At 42.7% G+C, this 21,443-nt stretch carries 25 protein-coding genes and 1 riboswitch; of the genes, 19 read left to right on the top strand and 6 right to left on the bottom strand.

Features of this window, described 5'->3' with window-relative positions:
- Nucleotides 1–137: 137 nt before the first annotated feature.
- From AC3AQ9_RS16160 to AC3AQ9_RS16115, 10 genes are all read left to right on the top strand, one after another.
- Nucleotides 138–998: a DUF72 domain-containing protein gene (locus tag AC3AQ9_RS16160; protein ID WP_488308522.1), complete on the top strand. Its 861-nt coding sequence runs from the start codon at nt 138–140 to the stop codon at nt 996–998.
- A complete protein-coding gene (locus AC3AQ9_RS16155) occupies nt 998–1,825 on the top strand; it encodes a sulfite exporter TauE/SafE family protein (RefSeq protein WP_488308521.1) in 828 nt (275 codons plus the stop codon). The genes AC3AQ9_RS16160 and AC3AQ9_RS16155 overlap by 1 nt, the downstream gene beginning before the upstream one ends.
- Nucleotides 1,826–1,838: 13 nt before the next feature.
- Entirely contained in the window at nt 1,839–3,182 is a 1,344-nt protein-coding gene (locus tag AC3AQ9_RS16150) for a bifunctional metallophosphatase/5'-nucleotidase (protein ID WP_488308520.1), read from the top strand.
- Between the two features lie 70 nt (nt 3,183–3,252).
- Nucleotides 3,253–3,435: riboswitch (Lysine riboswitch) on the top strand.
- A gap of 116 nt (nt 3,436–3,551) precedes the next feature.
- Nucleotides 3,552–5,129, top strand: a complete 1,578-nt coding sequence (locus AC3AQ9_RS16145; RefSeq protein ID WP_488308519.1) for a Na+/H+ antiporter NhaC family protein — start codon at nt 3,552–3,554, stop codon at nt 5,127–5,129.
- Nucleotides 5,130–5,321: 192 nt separating this feature from the next.
- Complete coding sequence (locus AC3AQ9_RS16140; protein WP_488308518.1) at nt 5,322–6,842, top strand: sodium-dependent transporter; 1,521 nt, start codon at nt 5,322–5,324, stop codon at nt 6,840–6,842.
- A 16-nt stretch (nt 6,843–6,858) separates the two neighbouring features.
- The gene (locus AC3AQ9_RS16135; RefSeq protein ID WP_488308517.1) at nt 6,859–6,990 is read left to right on the top strand and encodes a methionine/alanine import family NSS transporter small subunit; all 132 of its coding nucleotides are present in this window, start codon (nt 6,859–6,861) and stop codon (nt 6,988–6,990) included.
- Between the two features lie 154 nt (nt 6,991–7,144).
- Nucleotides 7,145–8,068 (top strand): lipoyl synthase, encoded by a 924-nt coding sequence (gene lipA, locus AC3AQ9_RS16130; protein WP_488308516.1) that lies wholly within the window; start codon nt 7,145–7,147, stop codon nt 8,066–8,068.
- Nucleotides 8,069–8,083: 15 nt separating this feature from the next.
- Nucleotides 8,084–8,410 carry a YutD family protein gene (locus tag AC3AQ9_RS16125; RefSeq protein ID WP_488308515.1) on the top strand — a complete coding sequence of 109 codons (327 nt, stop codon included), beginning with the start codon at nt 8,084–8,086 and terminating at the stop codon, nt 8,408–8,410.
- Nucleotides 8,411–8,495: 85 nt separating this feature from the next.
- The gene (locus AC3AQ9_RS16120; protein WP_488308514.1) at nt 8,496–8,954 is read left to right on the top strand and encodes a DUF86 domain-containing protein; all 459 of its coding nucleotides are present in this window, start codon (nt 8,496–8,498) and stop codon (nt 8,952–8,954) included.
- Nucleotides 8,941–9,705 (top strand): TIGR01457 family HAD-type hydrolase, encoded by a 765-nt coding sequence (locus AC3AQ9_RS16115; protein WP_488308513.1) that lies wholly within the window; start codon nt 8,941–8,943, stop codon nt 9,703–9,705. The genes AC3AQ9_RS16120 and AC3AQ9_RS16115 overlap by 14 nt, the downstream gene beginning before the upstream one ends.
- A 20-nt stretch (nt 9,706–9,725) precedes the next feature.
- Here AC3AQ9_RS16115 and AC3AQ9_RS16110 read toward each other — a convergent pair whose 3' ends face one another.
- Nucleotides 9,726–9,962 (bottom strand): YuzB family protein, encoded by a 237-nt coding sequence (locus AC3AQ9_RS16110; RefSeq protein ID WP_300992112.1) that lies wholly within the window; start codon nt 9,960–9,962, stop codon nt 9,726–9,728.
- A gap of 151 nt (nt 9,963–10,113) precedes the next feature.
- On the opposite strand from AC3AQ9_RS16110, the gene AC3AQ9_RS16105 reads away from it, so the two are divergent.
- Entirely contained in the window at nt 10,114–11,181 is a 1,068-nt protein-coding gene (locus AC3AQ9_RS16105) for an NAD(P)/FAD-dependent oxidoreductase (RefSeq protein ID WP_488308512.1), read from the top strand.
- An 861-nt stretch (nt 11,182–12,042) separates the two neighbouring features.
- Nucleotides 12,043–13,365 (top strand): MFS transporter, encoded by a 1,323-nt coding sequence (locus AC3AQ9_RS16100; RefSeq protein ID WP_488308511.1) that lies wholly within the window; start codon nt 12,043–12,045, stop codon nt 13,363–13,365.
- A gap of 277 nt (nt 13,366–13,642) precedes the next feature.
- Here the strand turns inward: AC3AQ9_RS16100 and AC3AQ9_RS16095 are convergent, their stop codons facing one another.
- The gene (locus tag AC3AQ9_RS16095) at nt 13,643–13,969 is read right to left on the bottom strand and encodes a YuzD family protein (RefSeq protein ID WP_488308510.1); all 327 of its coding nucleotides are present in this window, start codon (nt 13,967–13,969) and stop codon (nt 13,643–13,645) included.
- 83 nt (nt 13,970–14,052) lie between these two features.
- Here AC3AQ9_RS16095 and AC3AQ9_RS16090 point away from each other — a divergent pair, with 83 nt between their 5' ends.
- The 6 genes from AC3AQ9_RS16090 (at nt 14,053) to AC3AQ9_RS16065 (ending at nt 18,128) form a co-directional block, all read left to right on the top strand.
- Entirely contained in the window at nt 14,053–14,289 is a 237-nt protein-coding gene (locus AC3AQ9_RS16090; protein ID WP_300992117.1) for a NifU family protein, read from the top strand.
- Between the two features lie 119 nt (nt 14,290–14,408).
- Nucleotides 14,409–14,771, top strand: coding sequence for a HesB/IscA family protein (locus AC3AQ9_RS16085; protein ID WP_488308509.1), 363 nt, complete (start codon nt 14,409–14,411; stop codon nt 14,769–14,771).
- 328 nt (nt 14,772–15,099) lie between these two features.
- On the top strand, nt 15,100–16,314 hold the full coding sequence (locus AC3AQ9_RS16080) for an NAD(P)/FAD-dependent oxidoreductase (RefSeq protein WP_488308677.1): 1,215 nt from the start codon (nt 15,100–15,102) through the stop codon (nt 16,312–16,314).
- A gap of 55 nt (nt 16,315–16,369) precedes the next feature.
- Nucleotides 16,370–16,867 (top strand): NUDIX domain-containing protein, encoded by a 498-nt coding sequence (locus tag AC3AQ9_RS16075; RefSeq protein WP_488308508.1) that lies wholly within the window; start codon nt 16,370–16,372, stop codon nt 16,865–16,867.
- Nucleotides 16,868–17,009: 142 nt separating this feature from the next.
- On the top strand, nt 17,010–17,135 hold the full coding sequence (locus AC3AQ9_RS16070) for a YuiA family protein (protein WP_488308507.1): 126 nt from the start codon (nt 17,010–17,012) through the stop codon (nt 17,133–17,135).
- A 663-nt stretch (nt 17,136–17,798) separates the two neighbouring features.
- Nucleotides 17,799–18,128: a YuiB family protein gene (locus AC3AQ9_RS16065; RefSeq protein WP_488308506.1), complete on the top strand. Its 330-nt coding sequence runs from the start codon at nt 17,799–17,801 to the stop codon at nt 18,126–18,128.
- A 47-nt stretch (nt 18,129–18,175) separates the two neighbouring features.
- Here AC3AQ9_RS16065 and AC3AQ9_RS16060 read toward each other — a convergent pair whose 3' ends face one another.
- Nucleotides 18,176–18,652 carry a divergent PAP2 family protein gene (locus AC3AQ9_RS16060; protein ID WP_488308505.1) on the bottom strand — a complete coding sequence of 159 codons (477 nt, stop codon included), beginning with the start codon at nt 18,650–18,652 and terminating at the stop codon, nt 18,176–18,178.
- A 148-nt stretch (nt 18,653–18,800) separates the two neighbouring features.
- Between AC3AQ9_RS16060 and AC3AQ9_RS16055 the strand changes: the two genes are divergently transcribed.
- Nucleotides 18,801–20,294, top strand: a complete 1,494-nt coding sequence (locus AC3AQ9_RS16055) for a leucyl aminopeptidase (protein ID WP_488308504.1) — start codon at nt 18,801–18,803, stop codon at nt 20,292–20,294.
- 39 nt (nt 20,295–20,333) lie between these two features.
- Here AC3AQ9_RS16055 and mnhG read toward each other — a convergent pair whose 3' ends face one another.
- The 3 genes from mnhG to AC3AQ9_RS16040 are packed head-to-tail and all read right to left on the bottom strand — an operon-like array spanning nt 20,334 to nt 21,437.
- Nucleotides 20,334–20,660, bottom strand: coding sequence for a monovalent cation/H(+) antiporter subunit G (mnhG, locus tag AC3AQ9_RS16050; protein WP_488308676.1), 327 nt, complete (start codon nt 20,658–20,660; stop codon nt 20,334–20,336).
- A 19-nt stretch (nt 20,661–20,679) separates the two neighbouring features.
- On the bottom strand, nt 20,680–20,961 hold the full coding sequence (locus tag AC3AQ9_RS16045) for a Na(+)/H(+) antiporter subunit F1 (RefSeq protein WP_488308503.1): 282 nt from the start codon (nt 20,959–20,961) through the stop codon (nt 20,680–20,682).
- On the bottom strand, nt 20,958–21,437 hold the full coding sequence (locus tag AC3AQ9_RS16040; protein ID WP_488308502.1) for a Na+/H+ antiporter subunit E: 480 nt from the start codon (nt 21,435–21,437) through the stop codon (nt 20,958–20,960). The genes AC3AQ9_RS16045 and AC3AQ9_RS16040 overlap by 4 nt, the downstream gene beginning before the upstream one ends.
- Nucleotides 21,438–21,443 lie beyond the last annotated feature (6 nt).

The following is a 21,443-nucleotide window of genomic DNA, read 5'->3' as shown; positions in this document are numbered from 1 at the left end:
AGCACAGTCGTTGGGAAAAATTAACGGGAAAATTCTGGAATAGAATTCTTTTATTCAATAGGAGAGCAGTCCTAAAAAAAGACGTTCTTTTTTTTCTATGCTATCATAAAATAACAACGAAGAATGGAGGCGGGACGATGATTTATGTAGGTTTGACGGGTTGGGGCGATCATCCGGATGTCTATAGCCCAGGATCAAAGAAAACAGAGAGATTGATTGATTATAGCGCACATTTTCCAATTGTTGAATTGGATTCATCGTTCTATGCAGTCCAGCCGGAACGCAATATCCGTAAATGGATCAATGAGACACCGGAAGGATTCCAGTTCGTCGTGAAGGCATATCAAGGCATGACCGGCCATCAGCGTGGGGAAAATCCGTTTGCCAGCCGGGATGAAATGTTTGAAGCGTTTCGCTTATCAATCCGGCCATTACAAGAGGCAGGGAAATTAGGGATGGTGCTTCTTCAGTTTCCACCTTGGTTTGATTGCCGGCGGGACAATGTAGAGCAAATTCGTGAAATTACCGCGCGCCTTGCAGAGTTTGACTTAGCCATCGAGTTTCGCCATCAATCTTGGTATGCGCCGGAATTGCGGGATAAAACGATAGAATTTTTAAAAGAAAACAACTTGATTCATTCAGTATGTGATGAGCCGCAGGCTGGAGATGGCTCTATCCCTTTAGTGCCTATATCAACACGTGAAGATAAAGTATTGCTGCGTCTGCATGGCCGAAATGTACACGGCTGGCTGAACACCGGCAATGCTAAAAAATGGCGGGAAGTCCGCTATTTATACGACTACAACCAACAGGAACTTCAAGAAATCAGCCAAGCGGTAGCAGAGTTGGAAAAAACGACAGATCATGTTTATGTGATTTTCAATAATAACTCCGGAGGCCATGCCGCAGGAGATGCAAAAGAATTTCAGCAAATGAATGATTTGCAATTTAAAGGGCTAAGCGAAAAGCAATTGGACTTATTTGAAGGAGAATTTTAATGGAATTTATATTAATCGCGATTGTTGGCTTAATGTCAGGAATCGTCGGTGCCTTGATCGGCTTAGGCGGAGGAGTGATTTTAGTGCCGTCTATGCTTTTTCTTGGGACAGCTTTTACTTTTTTCCCGGAATTGACCCCGCAGAAAATTGTCGGGCTTTCTGTAGTTATGATGATTTTTACCGGATTGTCTTCGACGCTCTCATATATGAAAGTAAAAACGGTCGATTATAGGAGCGCCTTCATCTTTTTTGCAGGGAGCGTTCCTGGAACCATTATTGGAGCATTTGTAAATAAAGGATTGGATTTGCCTTCCTTTAACTTATATTTTGGCATCTTACTGGTCTTTCTTTCTATCTTGCTTTTGGTGCGCAATAAGTTAAAAAAAGTGCATTGGTTTGTTAATAATGGCAGGAAAATCAGGTTTAAAGATTCCATGAACCAAGAATATATTTATGGATATCCAGTGTGGGCGGCTCTGCTGCTAACTTTTGCAGTAGGATTTGCTTCTGGATTGTTTGGAATTGGCGGAGGATCGATTATGGTGCCTGCTATGATTTTATTGTTTTTGTTTCCGCCTCATGTTGCTGTCGGAACATCTATGTTTATGGTCTTTTTGTCGTCGATTGTAAACTCTATAACCCATATGTCTTTAGGCAATATTCCATGGATATACACTTTGGCCGTTGTACCGGGAGCTTATGTAGGTGCAAAGGTAGGAGCGGCGTTAAACAAAAAACTTAAATCAGAAACGCTCGTGGCTATTTTGCGGATTGCTTTATTATTATTGGGGCTGCGATCGATTTACGAAGGATTATTCAGTTCTTAAAGAGGTGTAAGTTATGGGTGAAACCATTCATATTTATCATACAAACGATTTGCACAGCCATTTTTCCAATTGGCCTCGCATCAAAAATTTATTGAGTGAACGAAAACAGTGGCATGAGGAAGAAGGGGATGTTTGTTTAATCCTTGATATCGGAGACCATGTGGACCGGTCTCATCCATACACTGAAGGGACTTCCGGAAAAGGCAACGTAGAATTATTGAACGATGCTGAGTACGATGCCGTCACCATAGGCAATAATGAAGGTATAACCCTGTCAAAAGAAGAATTGGAAGAATTGTATGTGCAGGCGGATTTCGATGTGATTGTGGCCAATCTATACGAACCGGATGGCCAACGACCGGACTGGGCAAAACCTTACCGGCTGCTGAAAACCAAGGCTGGATTGACAATTGGGCTGGTCGGTGCAACGGCTGAGTTTACACCTTTCTACAAACGGCTCGGATGGGTAATCACCGATGCCAAAGATGCCATTATAGAGGCCGTTGAAGCCATTAAAGATGAAGCGGACCTTATCGTCTGCCTTTCTCATCTAGGTGTGAAAGAAGACGAGTATTTGGCGGAATTATGCCCGGAAATCGATGTGATTCTGGGAGCCCATACCCACCATATTTTCCACGAAGGAAAACTGATTGGCGACACATTGCTCGGTGCTGCCGGCAAATTCGGCATGTATATCGGCCATGTAACAATTGAACCGGCCATACAAGAGAAAAAAGCTGAGTTAATTGAAACGGCCTCACTTCGCGGATCGGACGAAGACTTTAATGATGCGTTGATTGAGCAAGGGAAAGAGCAATTGAATGAGTTGGTCTTTTTTAATGAAGATGAACTGAAAGCGGAATGGTTCAAAGATTCCCAGCTGGCTAAATTGTTCGGAGAAGCATTGCTCGAATTCTCAGGAGCTGATTGTGCCTTATTCAATGCCGGATTATTTATGGAAGATATGCCTGTAGGGGAAACGACCCGATATGATTTTCATAAAATGCTTCCTCATCCAATTAATCCTTGTCTCATCAGTCTGACAGGCGCTGAACTGAAAGAAATCTACCAGCAGTCGCTAAATGCGGAATGGCCCAATATCGAATTGAAAGGCATGGGATTTCGCGGTGCGGTCTTCGGCAATATCATCCGCATCAATTTGGAAATGAAAAACCACCAATTGCTTGTTGGCGGAAAGATTGCAGGGCATGAAGAAGTTTTCCAGCTGGTTACTTTGGATATGTTCACTTTCGGCTACTTTTTCCCTTCCTTGAAACGAGCTCCGAAAAAGTACTTTATGCCTGAATTTCTGCGGGATGTCTTTAGCCAATATTTTCGCAGCAAAGCCTTGAAATGAAAGAAAATTCAAAGTTAACATACATTTGATTTTGTAATAAGATTGGGCTATGCTTACTAAGAATTAAAAATTGATGGGTAGAGGCTGCAAAACTTATAAGTCCGATGTGCGAGTGTGACAACGTTGAACACATCCAAAAGGAAGTTTTGCCGAAGTTCTTTTTTTGCTGTCACTGAAAAAAGAGCTGGGGGTATTCTGAATAAGAATGCCACTGTCGTTTGTGTTGAATCATAGACGAAGAGCTACAGGGTTGTTTGATGTTTTGAAGCACAGACGAATTGTAGAAAGCTGACTGTATCCATTTGGACGCGGTCAGCTTTTTTTCTTTCTTTCTCTTCCATCCTAATAAAAACAGGAGGGATCTTTTCCATGGAAAATACAATTTTTTCGATTTTACCGCCAATCATTGCGATTGTCATGGTGTTGCTGACCCGCCGTGTACTGCTGTCACTTGGGGCAGGAATCGTTGCAGGAGCGCTCATCTTGACTTCGTTCGCCCCACTGGAAGCTCTGCGGGAATTGTTTAACTCATTTGCCATCACTTTTTGGGACGAAGGCTTTAATGCCTATAATGTTTTCATTATTTTGTTCCTATTCTTATTGGGCATTATTACTGCATTTGTCAGCTTATCAGGAGGGAGCCTTGCTTTCGCTGAATGGGCATCCAAGCGTATCAAATCGAGAAGAGGCGCAAAAGTCCTTACGGTGATTCTCGGAATGGTCATTTTTATCGATGATTATTTTAACGCTTTGGCTGTTGGACAAGTGGCTAAACCGATTACCGATCGCTACAAAATTTCACGCGCGAAACTTGCATATTTCATCGATTCGACTGCTGCTCCAGTTTGTGTAATTTCACCGGTATCCAGCTGGGGAGCAGCGATTATCGGTATCATAGCAACTATTTTGGCTGAACAGACCTATGTCCAGTCCTCAGCTTTGGAAGCCTTTGTCTGGATGGCGCCGATGAACTTCTACGCCATTGCCACTTTGGCTATCGTCTTTTTTGTGGCGATACGGGATGTGGACTTTGGAGCCATGAAAAAACATGAGACCCTGGCAATCGTTGACGGTCAATTGTTTAATCCAAACAAAGTGATACCTGGTGAAATGAAAGAAGAATTTCCGTCACATTCACATGGACGTGTCCGTGATCTGCTTTTGCCGATTCTATTATTAGTTGCTGGAACAATCGGTGCGATGGTTTGGACAGGATACCAAAATGCCGGCCAGGTCGCTGATATTTGGCTGATTTTTGAAAACACAGATGTACCAGCCTCACTGATGATAGGTGGGCTACTAGGAGCCCTTACTTCAATTATTCTTTATGTACTTCAAATGAAACGTAATGAAACAGCGAGTGCGACTTGGATTGGAAAAGGGATTGTTGCCGGAGTTAAATCCATGGCAGGAGCCGTCTTCATCCTGATTTTTGCATGGTCATTAAGTTATCTGATTGGAGCGCTCGAAACAGGGATTTTCCTTTCTGAAATTGTTACTGAGAACAATGTTCCAATAGAAATTCTGCCGGTTCTATTGTTTGTGCTGGCAGGGATTATGGCGTTCTCAACAGGCACTTCATGGGGTTCATTTGGCATTCTTTTACCGATTGCTGGGAATATCATGGCCCAAGCTGCACCTGAACTCTTATTGCCGGCATTGTCTGCGGTTCTGGCCGGTGCGGTATTTGGTGACCATTGTTCACCGATTTCAGATACAACCATCCTCTCTTCAACAGGGGCAGGGAGCAATCATATGGATCATGTACTGACACAGCTTCCTTATGCTTTGACAGCGGCTTTCATTGCTTCTATCGGGTATATCATCATAGGCTTTACTGGATCGCTGATTTTCTCCTTAGGTACAGTAATCGTTATTCTCTTGATATTATTCACTGTATGGTCTCGAAGAACCACCATACTAGAAAAACGCGCTAAAATGCTATGATAAAAAAAGCAGAGAACTAGTTCTCTGCTTTTTTATTATTGTAGAAATAGTTTTTTATAAAAACTTTAAGAAATTATCTTTACTTTGAACTGCCCCCTCGTTATACTATTTTTAGATTAGTAAATAATCTGAAAATATACAAACTTCCTATTTTTCTGGAAAGAGAATGGAAGAAAACAAGGAGGAAGGAAAATGGAACGTTCGCAATGGGGTACGCGCGCCGGTTTTATTATGGCGGCTGTGGGATCGGCTGTAGGTCTGGGAAATATTTGGCGTTTTCCGTATGTGGCCTATGAAAATGGTGGAGGAGCATTCTTTATACCGTACTTATTCGCTCTGCTGACGGCAGGGATACCTATTTTAATCATGGAATTCACCATCGGCCACAAATACCGTGGATCGGCTCCACTATCATTCTTTAGAATGAGCGGAAAAAAACTGGAATGGATGGGATGGTGGGCAATCTTTGTCTCATTTGTCATTTCCACCTATTACGCGGTTATTATCGCCTGGGCTATGCGTTACACAATTTTCTCATTCAACCAGGCATGGGGAGAAGATACAGAAGGTTTCTTATTTAATAACTTTCTTCAATTAACTGTTACACCTGGCCAGACCGGCGGAATTGTATGGGGAGTACTTATTCCACTGGCAATTGTCTGGGTGATAACACTTGGCATTCTATTTGCTGGAGTTAAAAAAGGAATTGAGCTTGCGAACCGGATTTTCATTCCGACCTTAGTGGTCATTTTCCTTATTGTAGTAATACGGGCTGTCACTCTTGACGGAGCATCTCTTGGACTTGATGCATTCTTTAAGCCTAATTTCGATGCCATATTGGATCCGACCGTCTGGGTAGCGGCTTATGGGCATATTTTCTTTAGTCTTTCAATTGCTTTCGCGATTATGATCACTTATGCAAGTTATTTGCCGAAGAAATCAGATATCACGAATAATGCATTCATTACCGGATTTGCGAACTCAGCTTTTGAATTACTAGCTGGTATCGGTGTGTTTGCTGCATTAGGTTTTATGGCAAACCAGCAGGGAGTTGCAGTTGCGGATGTTGCTGCAGCGGGTGTAGGGCTGGCATTTGTTGTGTTCCCGCAAATCATCAATGAATTCCCAGGCTTTAACGGGCTGTTTGGAGCATTGTTCTTCCTTTCACTGACGCTTGCCGGATTAACTTCATTGATTTCGATTACGGAGACGTATGTAGCAGGATTTTCTGAGAAGTTTGGAATTTCGCGAAATAAAGCGGTTGCATTTGGTGGTGGATTAGCAGCTATTATTTCGATTCTATTCGCTACACAAGGCGGATTGTTCTTCCTCGATGTTGCCGATTACTTTATCAACCAATTCGGTGTGGCGGCTATCGGCTTAGTGGAAGTGATCTTGATTGTTTGGGTGTTCCGCAAAGCTGATTTGCTTAAAGGGCATGCAAACGCTATCTCGGATATTCGTCTCGGTGCTTGGTGGAAATTCTGCTTGGGCATCGTAACCCCAATCGTTTTGGGCTATATGATGTTCGGCTTGCTGAAAACGAACCTTCTTAAAGAGTTTGATACCGAGACGGGGAACTACGAGGGCTATTCAGATACATTCATCATGTTTGGCGGCACAACGGTAGCACTGGCGGCTATCGTACTCGGAATTCTCTTCTCAATTGGCAAATGGCATAAAGATCATGCACAATTTGAAGAAGACAAATAATAAGGGGGCACAAAGTATGTCAACTAGTGCAATTGTAGTCATGATTATCGGTATGATCATTATTTGGGGCGGTTTAGCTGCAAGTATCATGCATGCCGTCAGCACAAGCAGAGCACTCAAAGCAAGCAGAGCAAATGAAAACGCATAAAAACACAGAAATCCGGAAGCATAAACGCTTCCGGGTTTTTTACTTTAAGTAAGATATGGAAGATTTTGCTATGTTGTGAGCATTGATTCTTTATGGTACATTTGGAAGGGAACAATAATCATACATAAAGCCAAATAGAATGGGGACGATGCGCGTGTCAGGTAAACAGGAACATCTAAGAAAGCCCGATTGGTTAAAGATTAAGCTCAACACGAATGAAAACTACACAGATTTGAAGAAAATGATGCGGGAAAATAATCTGAATACCGTTTGTGAAGAAGCCAGATGCCCGAATATCCATGAATGCTGGGGCACCCGAAGAACAGCGACGTTTATGATCTTAGGGGCGATATGCACCCGTGCCTGCCGTTTCTGCGCAGTTAAGACAGGATTGCCGAATGAACTGGACTTGCAAGAGCCGGAACGTGTAGCAAAGTCTGTGCAATTGATGAACTTGAAGCATACGGTAATTACAGCAGTGGCCCGGGATGATTTGAAAGACGGCGGATCGGAAGTGTTCGCTGAAACTGTGCGTGCCATTAAACGCTTGAATCCATTTACAACAGTGGAAGTTCTGCCTTCTGATATGGGCGGTGTGTATGAAAACCTGGAACGCTTAATGCTTGCAGAACCTGATATTTTGAACCATAATATTGAAACGGTGCGCCGGCTGACTCCAAGAGTTAGAGCCCGTGCCACTTATGATCGTTCTCTTGAATTATTGAAGCGTGCTAAAGAAATTCGTCCGGAAATTCCGACAAAGTCATCATTGATGCTTGGATTGGGTGAAACAAAAGAGGAAATCATCGAAGTGATGGACGATTTGCGCGCGAACAATGTTGACATTATGACCATTGGACAGTATTTGCAGCCTTCTAAAAAGCATTTGCCGGTGCAGAAATACTATTCACCGAAAGAGTTTAAGGAATTGTGGGAAATTGCGATGGATAAAGGGTTCTCGCACTGCCAGGCAGGACCGCTGGTACGGAGCAGCTACCACGCCGATGAACAGGTCAATGCAGCAGCAAAAGAGCGCCAACGTCTTGGAGATATACAAGCAGCTGTTTCAAACAGCTAATGGGTGGTGACGAAAATGATTACATTAGATCAATGGGAATATGATATCATAATCGATTATCGAGACGGATTTCAGCTGGAAGCGTTGACAAACCGCTACAGTGAAATCCTGGCGAAATACGATTATATATTAGGCGACTGGGGATATGGCCAGCTGCGCTTGAAAGGTTTTTTTGAAGATTCCAACCACAAAGCGACTTATGACACCAAAATCAGCACCTTGCAGGATTATTTATATGAATATTGCAATTTTGGCTGCGCTTATTTTGTCATTAAAAAAATAGGCAAGGCTCAAGCGCCGGTCGAAGAACAGCAAATGGAAACCCTCGAAACAGATTCATAATCTGGCGAGGGTTTTTCCATGTCCATATGATATGATAAAGAAGAGAAAAATAAGAATTGAGCATTTGTTTAATGGAGGGTTTTAGATGTATTTTATAGATAGAAATAAAATTACTGAGACAGTGGGTTATATGTCTTCACTGGTGGAATTATATGAAGAAAAGAAAGAATGGGCTTCTTTTGTCGACCAGCTTGCCTTGGAACGCCTTGCAAACAATATAATCGAATCAATCATTGATGTAGGGAATTCAATGATTGATGGTTTTATTATGCGGGATCCTGGAAGTTATGAAGACATTATAGACATATTAGTTGATGAAAAAGTGATTACTGCAGAAATGGATGAACCACTGAAAGAAGTTATTGAATTGCGGAAAATGCTGGTGCGTGAATTCATGAAAGTGGACCATCAAAAACTGGTGACTGTAATTGGTGGCCATCTCGAACCACTGAAGAATTTCGGACCGAAAGTTGAATATTATTTAGAACATGAACTGGGCCCAGTTTCAGCATTTCTGCCGGAGTCTACAAATGAAAAATTATAAAGCTTATTGCCTTGATTTGGACGGCACGGTTTACCGGGGGACCGAGCCGATTTCAGAAGCGGTTGCGTTCGTCCACCGGCTGCAGCTCAAAGGAATTGAACCGTTTTTTGTGACGAACAATGCATCGATGACACAACAGCAGCTCAATCAGAAGCTTGCAAGATTCGGCATTGAGACAGCTGAATCCCAAATCATGTCTTCCGCTATCGCCGCTGCCAAATACATCAAGCGCTGGTATCCAAATAGAACTGTCTATATGATCGGTTCTGATGGACTCAGTCAGGCATTGGAACAAGAAGGCATCACACGTGTAGAGCAGGATGCAGACATAGTAGTAATGGGAATCGATCCTGGTGTAAATTATGACAAGCTGGCAACAGCCTGTCTTGAAATCCGGAAAGGGGCGGTATTTATTTCCACAAACCGTGATTTGGCTTTTCCATCAGAAAGAGGACTGGTGCCGGGGAACGGGGCATTTACGACGCTTGTTTCTGCCTCTACGGGAATTGAACCTATCTACATCGGCAAGCCGGAAGGGCATATGCTTGATGCCATCCTGTATGAACATGCTTTTGATAAAAGCGATATGGTCATGATCGGGGATAATTATGATACGGATATTTTGGCGGGTGTCCATTTTGAAATCGACACCGTCCATGTCAATACAGGAGTCACTCCGATGGAAGACGTCATAAAAAAAGACGTTCAGCCAACTCATTTGCTTGAAAATCTCGGGTTTTGGAACATATAAAAAAGCCGTTTTTCAACGGCTTAAAATAAAGGGTTTTCTTCTATAAATTCATAGACTTTTTGAGTCAATTCTTCAGGAGAATCGGCTTCTACAATTTCACCGTTTACAAGTGCGTATAGGGATTCTGAACATTTTGTGCAGTAGCTTAAACAGCCATATTCCAATACATCCAAGTTAGGATCGCGTTCTAGTTTTTCAAAAGTCTCTTGTGATCCATTTGCGATATTGCTGATGCAAAATTCCACAATCGGTTTCATTTTGGTCACCTCACTACTACGAAATCCTACCTTTTTTTATAGCGATAGTCAATTAATTGATTTCGATATAATGGCTTGTGAAAGTTATCACAATCCGCTATACTCATAATTGAGAAATTGTGCAGACAGACGGATGAAAAGGGAGATTTTTATGCGAAAATTGGTTTTACTTGGCGGAGGATATGGGAATATGCGAATACTGCTTCGCTTGTTGCCAAATAACCTTCCATTGGATACTGAAATTATTTTAATCGATCGCACACCATTCCATAGTATGAAAACAGAGTTTTATGCACTCGCTGCAGGAACGGCATCTGATCATGAAGTGCGTGTGCCTTTCCCGGAAAGCGACCGCTTGAAATTGGTTCATGGGGAAATCGAGAAGATTGATCTGGACGGGAAATGCGTCGTTTTGGAGAATGATGAGCGCATCGAATACGATGATCTGGTGATCGGATTGGGCTGTGAAGACAAATACCACAACGTGCCAGGTGCGGACAAATTTACGTACAGCATCCAGACGATCGGCAAAACTCGTGAAACTTTTAAAACCTTATTGGGGCTTCCATCCGGAGCTGTTGTTGGTGTGGTCGGAGCAGGTCTTAGCGGCATCGAATTAGCCAGTGAATTGCGTGAAAGCAGACAGGATCTTCAAATCAAACTGTTTGACCGAAGCCCTCGGATTCTGCGGGATTTCCCGGAGCGCTTGAGTAACTTCGTCAAGAAATGGTTTGACAAAAACAATGTGGAAGTAGTTCCGAGTTCCAACATTACAAAAGTGGAACCGAATCTACTCTACAACCATGAAGAAACCATCCCGGTGGACGCAGTTGTATGGACGGCAGGAATTCAGCCGGTAAAAGTTGTGCGTGAATTAGGCGTTGAAAGTGACAGCGGCGGTCGCATTGTCCTGAATCAATACCATCAAGTGCCGAATTATGAGAATGTATATGTAGTCGGAGATTGTGCGGCTTTGCCAATGGCGCCGTCCGCTCAGCTAGCTGAGGAACAAGCAGAACAAATCGTTAAAGTGCTGAAATCAGTTTGGAGAAATGAACCATTGCCTGAGAAAATGCCGGAAATCCAGCTTAAAGGATTCCTTGGATCACTTGGGAAAAAACAAGGTTTCGCTTATTTGGCAGACCGGACGGTAACCGGCCGGATTGCCCGTTTGATGAAATCCGGAGTGCTTTGGATGTATAAATGGCATAATGGCTGAGAAGTTGCCTAAACCTAGTTTTATTGAGGGACAATAGGGAATCCCTTTCGGATTTCTCGGCGCTTTACACAAAAGCCGCATACAATCTATAGATTTTTGATAGGGAAGAGGCTGCCGAAGCGAGTGAAAACTTGTTAGGTGGCTTCTTTTTTCATTTTTATCGTAATGTGGGTATAGTTGTTTTGGGCGCCTGGGTATCCTTATGTCTCAATTTTTTTCAATTCGTATCAAAATCCACATCAGCTTCGGGCATCTTCAAGAATTGCTCTTCCAAAATACCAAAACAGCATGATTTTCGTAAAAGATCTTAAAACACATAAGTGTTTAAGGTTTTTTTTTTTATTTAATTAAAAAACTCTATGGGATTTTAGGCTTTTAAATGCCTTCTTGGAAAAAACTATAAAATTGTTGTGGAGTTTTCGATGAAAAACTAACAATTAACACTCTAGAACTAAAGTGGTTAAAATCGTAAAGTAGCAGTATAGCTTGAATTTTTTGGAAAGTTTGCTTGTGGCGGCGTGGAGGAAACGAAGAAAAAGGGAAAGGGGCGGAGATGTTATAGGTTTTTCATTTTAATCCATGTATTCATTCTTAATAAGAGGTGAATATTAATACGAAATCCTTTTATTTTAGCATGAAAAAGCTTGCGAAGAGAGAATTGAAAGCGGATACATATCTGAGAGGGATGTTGTTTCCCTTTGCCGAGTGAGGCTTTGGCTACTTCTCGATGCAACATGTAGAAAAAGGGTGAAACTCCAAGTAAATCTAAGGTTTCTAACAAAAATCTTTGCTGGCCAATAGGGATATATTTGAAAAAGCACATGCATATGCCAATAGTTGATTTGAAGTGGAGGGGAAGAAATGGATCAAACACACTCAATTACTGCGATTGAAAAAAGAACGGTTCAGAAAACGATGAGAAGGATTTTGCCGTTTATTTTACTTTTATATGCGGTTGCTTTTTTGGATAGGATCAATCTTGGATTTGCGGCCTTGGAGATGAATGCAGATTTAGCTTTAACGGCTGAAGTATTCGGTTTGTTATCAGGTTTGTTCTTTATCGGTTATTTCCTGTTTGAAGTTCCAAGCAATTTGATGTTAAAAAAGTTTGGTGCAAAACTATGGATTTCCCGGATTATGATTACTTGGGGGATTATCGTCGTATTAACTGGATTTGCACAATCTGCTACCCATTTATATATATTACGCTTTTTACTTGGAGTGGCTGAAGCAGGTTTCACACCGGGTATTATTCTTTACTTAACCTATTGGTTTAGAGCACGTGAAAGAGGGAAAGCAACCGCTGTCTTTTTTATTGCTTTGCCATTGAGTGCATTGATAGGTGCGCCGCTGTCAACTTGGATTATCGACACCATTTCATGGGGTGGTTTAGCCGGTTGGAGATGGATGTTCATTTTAGAAGGCATACCTGCTGTTTTATTGGGAATTGTCGTTCTTTTTTACATGACAAATAAACCGGCTGATGCCAAGTGGTTAACGACCGAAGAGAAAACATGGCTTGAAGGCGAATTAGAACAGGAGAGAAAACTGAGTTCATTGGTCAATAAAACTTCACACCTTGCCATGTTGAAAGATTCGAAGGTTTGGAAGTTGTCACTCGTTAATATGGCGGGCTTTGTCGCGGTTAACGGATTGTCCTATTGGATGCCGACAATTCTTAAATCCTTATCTTCATCATCAACGACGAACATAGAAATTGGCTGGCTGGCCATGATTCCATCCCTCATCGCCATTCCGGCAATTCTGTTTGTTGGATGGAACGCAGACCGAACAAATTCCTATAAAAAGCACTTAATTGGGTGTATGTCAATTGCCATGGTCGGGCTCATTGGTTGTGCGCTAGTACCGACTGCACCATTAATGGTCTTAATGCTATCAATCACCTCTGCAGGATTGTATGGAATATCGGGTTCTTTCTATGCGTATTTAACGTTCTTCTTTACGCAATCAACAGCACCAGCAGGCATCGCTTTAGTAAGTTCACTTTCTGCAATGGGCGGTTTCATAGGACCGATGTTGCTGGGGGTTGTAGAGTTAAGAGAAGGCATGTTCGTAATTGCTGGCTTCATGCTTGTCAGTCTAATCACACTTTTCACATTGAAACTAGAGAAGAATCGTCAGAGTGGACTACTAGCAGAGCAAGCTGCTGAGGCTTCAAATTGAGTTTCATCGCGATTTTAAAAGAGCGAATCGTTTAAAAAGAGTGGAAAAGATAGAAAGAGTTGAACTTGATCAAACTGAATATGGCGATGTCTTAGTGAAGTTCGGCGTAAACGTAGTTATACCTGTGAGCGTTAACGTAGATGCAAAGGCATCCAATCGAATCGGTCGGATGCTTTTCTATTTCTATGGATGGGGAGAAAGAATAGAGAGTGAACATAAACTGAACAAATGGCATAATCGAGGGGGAAAATAAAAAAGCGCTCAAATGAGCGCTTTTTTATGCTTCTGCTTTAAAGCCGTGTTTTTCAAGTTCTTTGTATACAGGTTTTAACTGGACGTAACCTTCCCCGACAACTTCTCCTTCAACCAGTACAAGCGGGTAGAAAAATTCGTCGTCCAGGATGCGCTGTGCATAGTCTTTCTTATGCTCTTCGGTTTGTGGTTTCTCAATGTCGATATAGGTAATTGAAAATGGCTGGTCTTTGTATTTGCGTGAAATAGCAGCTTCCAGCCATTCATACGTATCAATGGATGAAGGGGCATTGACACAGCTGGCACAAATAACTTCGGTTCCGTAAACTTCAATCGATATTTCTTTTGGCATTTGGGTGAACCTCCTGTGAATTCATTAGTGGCTTTTTCCTCTCAATCACATTATAATGATTATAATGAAAGGAGTCGATATAAATGACTGAAGCTATGATGGAAAGCCAAGTAATGGAAGTCCTAGATAAATTGCGTCCATTCCTTTTGCGTGACGGAGGAGACTGTGAACTCGTTGATATAGAGGATGGAATTGTAAAACTTCGTCTTCTTGGGGCTTGCGGAAGCTGCCCAAGTTCGACCATCACATTAAAAGCGGGAATTGAGCGCGCGTTAATGGAAGAAATTCCTGGCGTTGTGGAAGTAGAACAAGTATTTTAATGCCAAGGGGCCCATTACTGGTCCCTTTTTTGGTTCATATAGATAGGATTCCGACCAAGCTTGTTCACTTGAAGCGAGCAAAGGTTTATTGCTATGATGACAAAAGAGGAGTGATACGTATGACACAAGTAGTTGAGATCACTGAAGCAGCTTCATTTCAGGTTAAAGAAATGATGCGCCACAACGAAGAAGAAGATTCTTTCCTTCGTGTAGCTGTAAAAGGCGGAGGCTGTAGCGGATTGACTTATGGAATGGGTTTTGAGAAAGAACAAGGACCCGGTGATGATTTATTAGAGCAATTCGGCATCCGGATATTGGTTGCAAAAGAAGATGCCCCTGTCCTAAAGGGGACGGTTGTTGATTACAAGCAATCTTTGATGGGCGGCGGGTTCACGATTGAAAATCCAAATGCCATTGCTTCATGTGGGTGCGGAACTTCATTCCGGACTGCTCAAAAAGCAGGGACACCTGAAAATTGCTGATCGGCATTTAATAGTTTTAATAACAAAGCCTTCTCTTTTGATTGAGAGGCTTTTTTATTTGGCAACAGAAAAGGCGTTTAGGATTTTTCAGTGGAACATCTTAATGGTTTTGCCTAAAATCCGTAGAATGCCAAAGATTTTTGCTTCACTTGTGGCTTTCTGTAATAAATCCTTCACACTTTATGTATAAACCTTATTGGCAGTGATTTGTCAGTTGAAAACAATATGTAAAAGGGCTAATATAGAGTGTAGGAGTTTTAAGGATTAAAAAACGACTCGTATTTATTGTATACCGGTTAAAAAAAATTTGAAGGTGGTTGCGATTGTGGTGAAAAGACCGTCAATTTTAGTATTAGGAGCAGGTTATGGTGGTTTAACTACTGTAGTAAACTTGCAGAAAGTTCTGGGCACAGATGCCGCAGACATTACATTGATCAACAAAAACGAATACCATTACGAGAGCACTTGGCTTCATGAAGCGGCTGCTGGTACCTTGCTTCCTGAGCAAGTCCGTTACGATATCAAAGATGTAATCGACAGCGTCAAAACAAAGTTCGTTCAAGCAACAGTTGAAGCGATTGATGTAAATGGCAAAAAAGTGACAACTGATAACGGCGTATTTACATATGACTATCTTGTAATCGCTTTAGGATTCGAAGGAGAAACCTTCGGAATTCCTGGTCTTGACAAATACGCTCTTTCAATCGCAAACGTAAAAGCAGCGCGTTATATTCGTGAGCATATCGAATTCCAATTCGCTAACTGGTCTGCAGAAGAAGAGAAAGACGATAGCCGCTTGACAATCGTTGTTGGCGGAGCAGGATTTACAGGAATCGAGTTCTTAGGGGAACTTGCTAATCGTGTACCGGAACTTTGCAAAGAGTTCGACGTACCGCGTGAAAAAGTTCGTGTGGTATGTGTTGAAGCAGCACCAATGGTCTTGCCTGGCTTTGATCCGGAGCTTGTCAGCTACGCAGTTGGCAAACTGGAATCTAAAGGAATTGAATTCTCGATCGGAACTCCGGTTGTTGAAGCGACTCCAGAAGGCGTTAACATCAAAAAAGGCGATGATAACTTCGAGTTCATCAAAGCTGGCACTGTCGTTTGGGCTGCAGGTGTACGCGGAAACAGACTGATTGAAGAATCAGGAATTGAAAACATGCGTGCCCGCGTAAAAGTGGACAAAGATCTTCGTGCTCCTGGACTTTCTGATGTTTTCATCTTAGGAGATTGCGCATTGATGATCAACGAAGAAACAAACCGCCCTTATCCGCCAACTGCACAGATTGCTATGCAGCAAGGTGAAACAGTAGCGAAAAACATCAACGCCTTGATTAAAGGCGAAGACACACATCCATTTGTTCCTGACTTAAAAGGAACTGTATGTTCTTTAGGCGAAGACGATGCTATCGGTGTTGTATTCGGCAAAAAAGTCACAGGAAAACGTGCTTCATTCATGAAGAAAATGATCGACAACCGCGCTTTATTCTTAGTAGGCGGCGCTGGTCTAGTCATGAAAAAAGGTAAGTTTAACGTTCTGTAATCAAAATCAACAGCTCCCGCTTGCGGGGGCTTTTTTTGTTAAAGGAGAATAGCTGATGACAAAACATAGACGGGGCAATATATGGCTGGGAGCTGCAGGGTTGGTGGTCAATTCTAAGAAACAGTGGCTGGTAGTGAAAAAGAGGTATGGTGGCTTGCATGGCAAGTGGTCTCTGCCAGCGGGTTTTGTAATGGCTAATGAAACGATTGATCAAGCGGCATTACGGGAAGTCAAAGAAGAAACAGGCATCGATTGCGGTTTGCTAGGAATGATCGGATTCCGTACGGGTGTGATAAGAGAAGAAATTAGCGATAATATGGCTATTTTTCTATTAAAAGCGATCGATGAAAATCAACCGATCAAAGCCCAATTATCGGAATTGTACGAAGCGGCGTGGCTGTCGCCAGATGAGTTGGCAAAAGATGATTCAGTATCCGTTATGCTGCAGGAAATGGTGAATTATGTTCTAGAGGAAGGCTTTCAAGCAATTGAGGACGTCAATCCTGGAGACGTTTTTGGCTATTCTACATATAAGTTATTTTTTAAGAAATAGAGTATAACAAAGATATAAGATGTATAAGAAAGAAAAAAGACGATGTATCCGTTTACATCGCCTTTTTCTATAGTTGCATAATGATATTTCACGTGTTATATTATCAGAATATTACAAACAATAACAGGGGGAGGTGTTTCGAATGACATTTTTCAAAAAAGCAATACCTGCTAACAAATGCCCGTATTGTGCAGGCCTAGGTTATTTCCAATTGCGTTTGGGCGGTTCAGAAACGTGCTCCCGCTGTTCAGGATCCGGTAAAAAATGACTTTCTTAAAGGTACCTGTGGAGAAAACTCCATAGGTGCCTTTTTTTGTTTTAGTGGACAGGCACTTCGCTTTTCTTAATGTCCAGCTGCAGCGACTAGCTCCTTGGGTCGTAAGCCGCTTCGGTGTCTAGTTCAGTGCCTAGCTCTTCGGGTCATAAGCCATCCCAGCTGTGTGGCAAATGCGCCACTTCACTGGTCTGTCTTATGCCTGTCAGAGCTGAACAGGCACTTCTACTTTTCAAGAGTGTGCGGCTGAAGATATGCCGCTTCGCCAAACCGTCTTACGCCCGTCGGAGCTGAACAGACGCTTCCGCTTTTCTTAGTGTTCAGCTGCAATGGCCAGGTTCTCGAGTCATAAGCTGTCCCAGCTATGCGGCAAAGAACGCCGCTTCGCCGGTCCATCTTATGCCTGTCGAACCTTACCGGCCATTTCCGCTTTTCTTGCTGTCCAGCTCCGTCGCCTAGTCCCTCGGGTCGCTTCGGTCTTGCCGGCAATGGCAAAGTTACGCCATTACCGGCAAGCCCTCCAGCGCCAGTCGGGACTAGACAGGCGTCTCCGCTTTTCGTTCAACATTTGACAAAGCGATGAATTCTGGTTTGCTTCGTTGAAAGCCTGTGGTATTTCGGGTAAACTGATGAAAGGAATATCGGAGGTTAGAATTCATGAATACATCATTCAGTATTGTTCAATTAATAATTTCGGTCCTTTTATTTTTCGTCATGTTTTTCGGCATCGGTTTTTTGCTGAATATGCTGTTGCGCATGACATGGCTCATGGCAATTGTTTATCCGATTGTTGTGTTATTGATTATTGATGACGTCAGCTTTTTTGACTATTTCATTAATCCAGGTGAATCTTTTTCAATGCTGGGCAATACGCTGACTTCTTTGACTGGCAGCGATATTGCGGTGTTATTGGCTGGTTTTGCTGGTGCAATTACATCGGGGATTGTGATGAAGGTTTTACGCAAAATGGGTTATCAAATGTTTTAATAGGTTTAAAAAATCCGCCAAACCGTTTTTCCGGTTTGGCGGATTTTTTATGTTAGCAGTCCATAAAAGACAAAGGATATAGCAATCCCGGTGATAGCACCTACTAGGACTTCACTTGGTTTATGTCCAAGCAAGGTCTTTAATTCTTCTATTTTTTCCTCTTCTTTTTTCTGTGGCCATTTTCTTGTTTCATCCATGAATATGTAGAAATCATTCCGCATTTTATTGATCGTCAAGGCTTGTTGGCCTGCTTGGAAACGGACACCCGTTGCGTCATACATGGTTATGACAGCAAAGACGGTAGATACAGCAAAAATAGTGGAATCAACACCATGTTCGAAAGCAACAGCAGTGGTCAGGGAAGTGACGGCCGCAGAATGGGAACTTGGCATGCCTCCTGTTGAAGTGAACAATTTCCATTCCAATCTGCGGAAAACGATGTACTGTATTGGAATTTTTACCAGCTGAGCAAACAAGATAGCAAATAACGCAATCATAAGAGGCAAGTTAGAGAAAATCTCCAAAACTTCACAACCTTTCAAAACGGTATATTTGGTAAGTATAACATAATAGGCAGCTGGGCTTTTGGACGATTCATTTCGCATTCCGAACTACTCGCTAATCGTATTACATGCTAAACTTAGAAAGAAAGCCGAAAAGAGGGGGATATTAATGGAACTTAGAATACAGAATGATGCAGTGAAGGTTGACGCAGAAATCTTAGTGGTCGGATTGAGCCGCCATCCGGAAAACAGCAAAGGATGGAGCGAGTTTTCAGAACGCTTTAACGGCAAGTTGGAGGAATGGACCAAAAAAGATTTGTCTTTCGACTCCAATTCGTTGGTTATCTATCCAACCCTATCAGGCTCTATTCCACGTGTGTTATTTGTCGGGCTGAATGACCGGAAAAAACTGACGGAAGACGATTTGCGCATTTCTTTTGGACATGTGGGCAAAGAATTGTTAAAGAAGAAAATCAAACACGCAGCCATTTATTTGGATTCTTTCCAGAATGACAGCATTGCTGCAGAAGACGCAGCATACTTGGCTGCTGAGGGAATCACGATGGGGACGTACCGTTTTGATGATTATAAAACCTCATCCAATGAAGCTGAAGTTTCACTCGAGTCCTTGAGTATTTTGACCGCTGAAGACGCTGAAGAGATGCAGGCTTCTGCATTTATCGGACAAGTATTCGGCCAATCGGTAAATGAAGCTCGAACCCTCGTAAATATGCCCGGCAATCTTTTGACTGCCACGGCTCTTGCTGATTATGCTAAAGAACTGGGAGAAACGTATGGTTTTGAAACGGATATTCTCGGTAAAGCAGAACTTGAAGAGCTGGGCATGGGTGCAATCCTTGCAGTCAATCAAGGTTCTGTCGAAGAACCGCGTTTGATTGTCTTGAAATACAAAGCGACCGAAGGTTTTGAACATCCACTTGCACTCGTCGGAAAAGGGATTACCTTTGATACAGGCGGCTATTCGTTAAAGCCGAAAGACGGCATTGTCGGGATGAAAGGCGATATGGGCGGCGCTGCTGCGGTTCTCGGGGCAATGAAAGTAATCGGTGAATTGAAGCCGGAGAAAAATGTCGTGGCCGTCATCGCGTCTACGGACAACATGGTGTCAGGCAATGCATTCAAGCCGGATGATGTCATCACTTCGCTGAGCGGCAAGACGATTGAAATTTTGAATACAGATGCCGAGGGCCGTTTGGTATTGGCTGATTCTGTAACGTACGCCAAACAGTTGGGAGCAACGCATATTATTGATGTCGCTACATTGACCGGCGGCGTAATCATTGCGCTAGGAAATGACAAAACGGGTGCATTGACAAACGATGAAGCCTTTTTTGAAACGTTTATGGAAGCGGCACTGGAAACTGGAGAGTTTGTCTGGAGAATGCCGCTTACGGAACGCGACAAAAAACGCATCCGCAAAAGCGATGTTGCGGATTTGAATAATTCTCCTGGCCGCGATGGCCATATGATTTTCGGCGGCGGTTTTGTCGGGGAGTTCGTTGACAATACTCCGTGGATCCATCTGGACATAGCGGGAACTTCCCATGCAGCATCCAGCCACGATTTAGGGCCACAAGGCGGTACTGGAGCGATGGTCCGGACGCTGGCCATGATGGTTGAAAGAATGGCAGAAGAGCAATGAAAAACGAGCCGTCAAGCAGAGTTTGCTTGACGGCTCGTTTTATTTCTTTTCGTCTAACTTTTTTTCGACAGCAGCTTTCATATCATCCCGTACGGTTTCTTTAGCCAATGGAATGCCGGACATATACGAGGCCCGGCCGATCAAGTGTCCCGCTACAGGAGAAGTGATGAACAGAAAAGCAATTGCGATGATCAGCTGTGGATTAAAGTGATCTTCAATCAGCCAGAAATGAATGAACGTTCCAGCCAGAATACACATCACCCCAAGTGTAGAGCTCTTAGAAGCTGCATGCGTCCGTGTATAGACATCAGGAAGCCGAACCAGCCCAAGTGCTGTAACGGCACTGAAAATGACTCCTGTGCTGATTAAAACAATAATGAGGATATTAACGATTGTTGTTTCGATCGAAAATCTCTCCTCTCTCTATAAACTTCGCAAAAGCAGTTGTCCCTATGAAAGACAATATGCTCAATAACAGAATAATTTCAATAAAAAACTCTGTTCCAGTAATGAGCGATAACAAAGCCACAATTGAAACTAGGGCCACCCCTAGCGCATCAAGTGCAACGACCCGGTCTGCAACGGTAGGTCCTTTTACTAAGCGGTACAGCAAGCCGGCAAAAGCAAAACTGATAATCATAAGAGAAACCCAATAAAACATCATCATGGCCGGCTCACCTCCAATATAGCACGTTCGAACGTGTTTTTAATTGAGGAGACCGCATCATCAATATCTTCAAAATCAATGGCATGAATGTAAAGCCGTTTTTGGTCATCTGAAATACCGACAACCAAAGTTCCAGGCGTTAATGTAATCAAAGCGGAAAGCAAAGTCACTTCCCAGTCATGTTTCAACTCGGTCTCCAGCTCAAATATTGCTGGATGAATATTTAAACGAGGCTGAATAACAAGCTTAAATACTGAAAAGCTTGAAAGGATTAACTCTTTCAGGAACAGGAAGAACAGAGAAATGACTGCCCAGACCCGTGCCGTGTAAAGCCGGTGGGAAAAGAATCGGCGCATCATGATAAGGAGCAGCAAGCCCACGATAAATCCAACTATAAAACCTGTGGGAGTAAATGCGTTAGTCATGAACATCCAAACTCCGGCTAAAAAGAAATTAAGTAAAATTTGCAATGCCATCTTCAT

Source organism: Planococcus sp. VCh962 (genome assembly GCF_057748275.1).
Note: the sequence above shows the minus strand (reverse complement) of the source record. Positions and strands in the feature narration are given on the sequence as shown.

Coding starts and splice junctions, on each gene's coding strand:
- AC3AQ9_RS16085 (WP_488308509.1), top strand. CDS start 14,409: ATGACACAAGTAGTTGAGATCACTGAAGCAGCTTCATTTCAGGTTAAA.
- AC3AQ9_RS16055 (WP_488308504.1), top strand. CDS start 18,801: ATGGAACTTAGAATACAGAATGATGCAGTGAAGGTTGACGCAGAAATC.
- AC3AQ9_RS16095 (WP_488308510.1), bottom strand. CDS start 13,969: ATGCCAAAAGAAATATCGATTGAAGTTTACGGAACCGAAGTTATTTGT.
- AC3AQ9_RS16070 (WP_488308507.1), top strand. CDS start 17,010: ATGACATTTTTCAAAAAAGCAATACCTGCTAACAAATGCCCGTATTGT.
- AC3AQ9_RS16105 (WP_488308512.1), top strand. CDS start 10,114: ATGCGAAAATTGGTTTTACTTGGCGGAGGATATGGGAATATGCGAATA.
- AC3AQ9_RS16090 (WP_300992117.1), top strand. CDS start 14,053: ATGACTGAAGCTATGATGGAAAGCCAAGTAATGGAAGTCCTAGATAAA.
- AC3AQ9_RS16040 (WP_488308502.1), bottom strand. CDS start 21,437: ATGGCATTGCAAATTTTACTTAATTTCTTTTTAGCCGGAGTTTGGATG.
- AC3AQ9_RS16115 (WP_488308513.1), top strand. CDS start 8,941: ATGAAAAATTATAAAGCTTATTGCCTTGATTTGGACGGCACGGTTTAC.
- AC3AQ9_RS16155 (WP_488308521.1), top strand. CDS start 998: ATGGAATTTATATTAATCGCGATTGTTGGCTTAATGTCAGGAATCGTC.
- AC3AQ9_RS16150 (WP_488308520.1), top strand. CDS start 1,839: ATGGGTGAAACCATTCATATTTATCATACAAACGATTTGCACAGCCAT.
- AC3AQ9_RS16100 (WP_488308511.1), top strand. CDS start 12,043: ATGGATCAAACACACTCAATTACTGCGATTGAAAAAAGAACGGTTCAG.
- AC3AQ9_RS16075 (WP_488308508.1), top strand. CDS start 16,370: ATGACAAAACATAGACGGGGCAATATATGGCTGGGAGCTGCAGGGTTG.
- AC3AQ9_RS16110 (WP_300992112.1), bottom strand. CDS start 9,962: ATGAAACCGATTGTGGAATTTTGCATCAGCAATATCGCAAATGGATCA.
- AC3AQ9_RS16140 (WP_488308518.1), top strand. CDS start 5,322: ATGGAACGTTCGCAATGGGGTACGCGCGCCGGTTTTATTATGGCGGCT.
- AC3AQ9_RS16160 (WP_488308522.1), top strand. CDS start 138: ATGATTTATGTAGGTTTGACGGGTTGGGGCGATCATCCGGATGTCTAT.
- AC3AQ9_RS16120 (WP_488308514.1), top strand. CDS start 8,496: ATGTATTTTATAGATAGAAATAAAATTACTGAGACAGTGGGTTATATG.
- AC3AQ9_RS16125 (WP_488308515.1), top strand. CDS start 8,084: ATGATTACATTAGATCAATGGGAATATGATATCATAATCGATTATCGA.
- AC3AQ9_RS16145 (WP_488308519.1), top strand. CDS start 3,552: ATGGAAAATACAATTTTTTCGATTTTACCGCCAATCATTGCGATTGTC.
- AC3AQ9_RS16135 (WP_488308517.1), top strand. CDS start 6,859: ATGTCAACTAGTGCAATTGTAGTCATGATTATCGGTATGATCATTATT.
- AC3AQ9_RS16065 (WP_488308506.1), top strand. CDS start 17,799: ATGAATACATCATTCAGTATTGTTCAATTAATAATTTCGGTCCTTTTA.
- AC3AQ9_RS16045 (WP_488308503.1), bottom strand. CDS start 20,961: ATGATGATGTTTTATTGGGTTTCTCTTATGATTATCAGTTTTGCTTTT.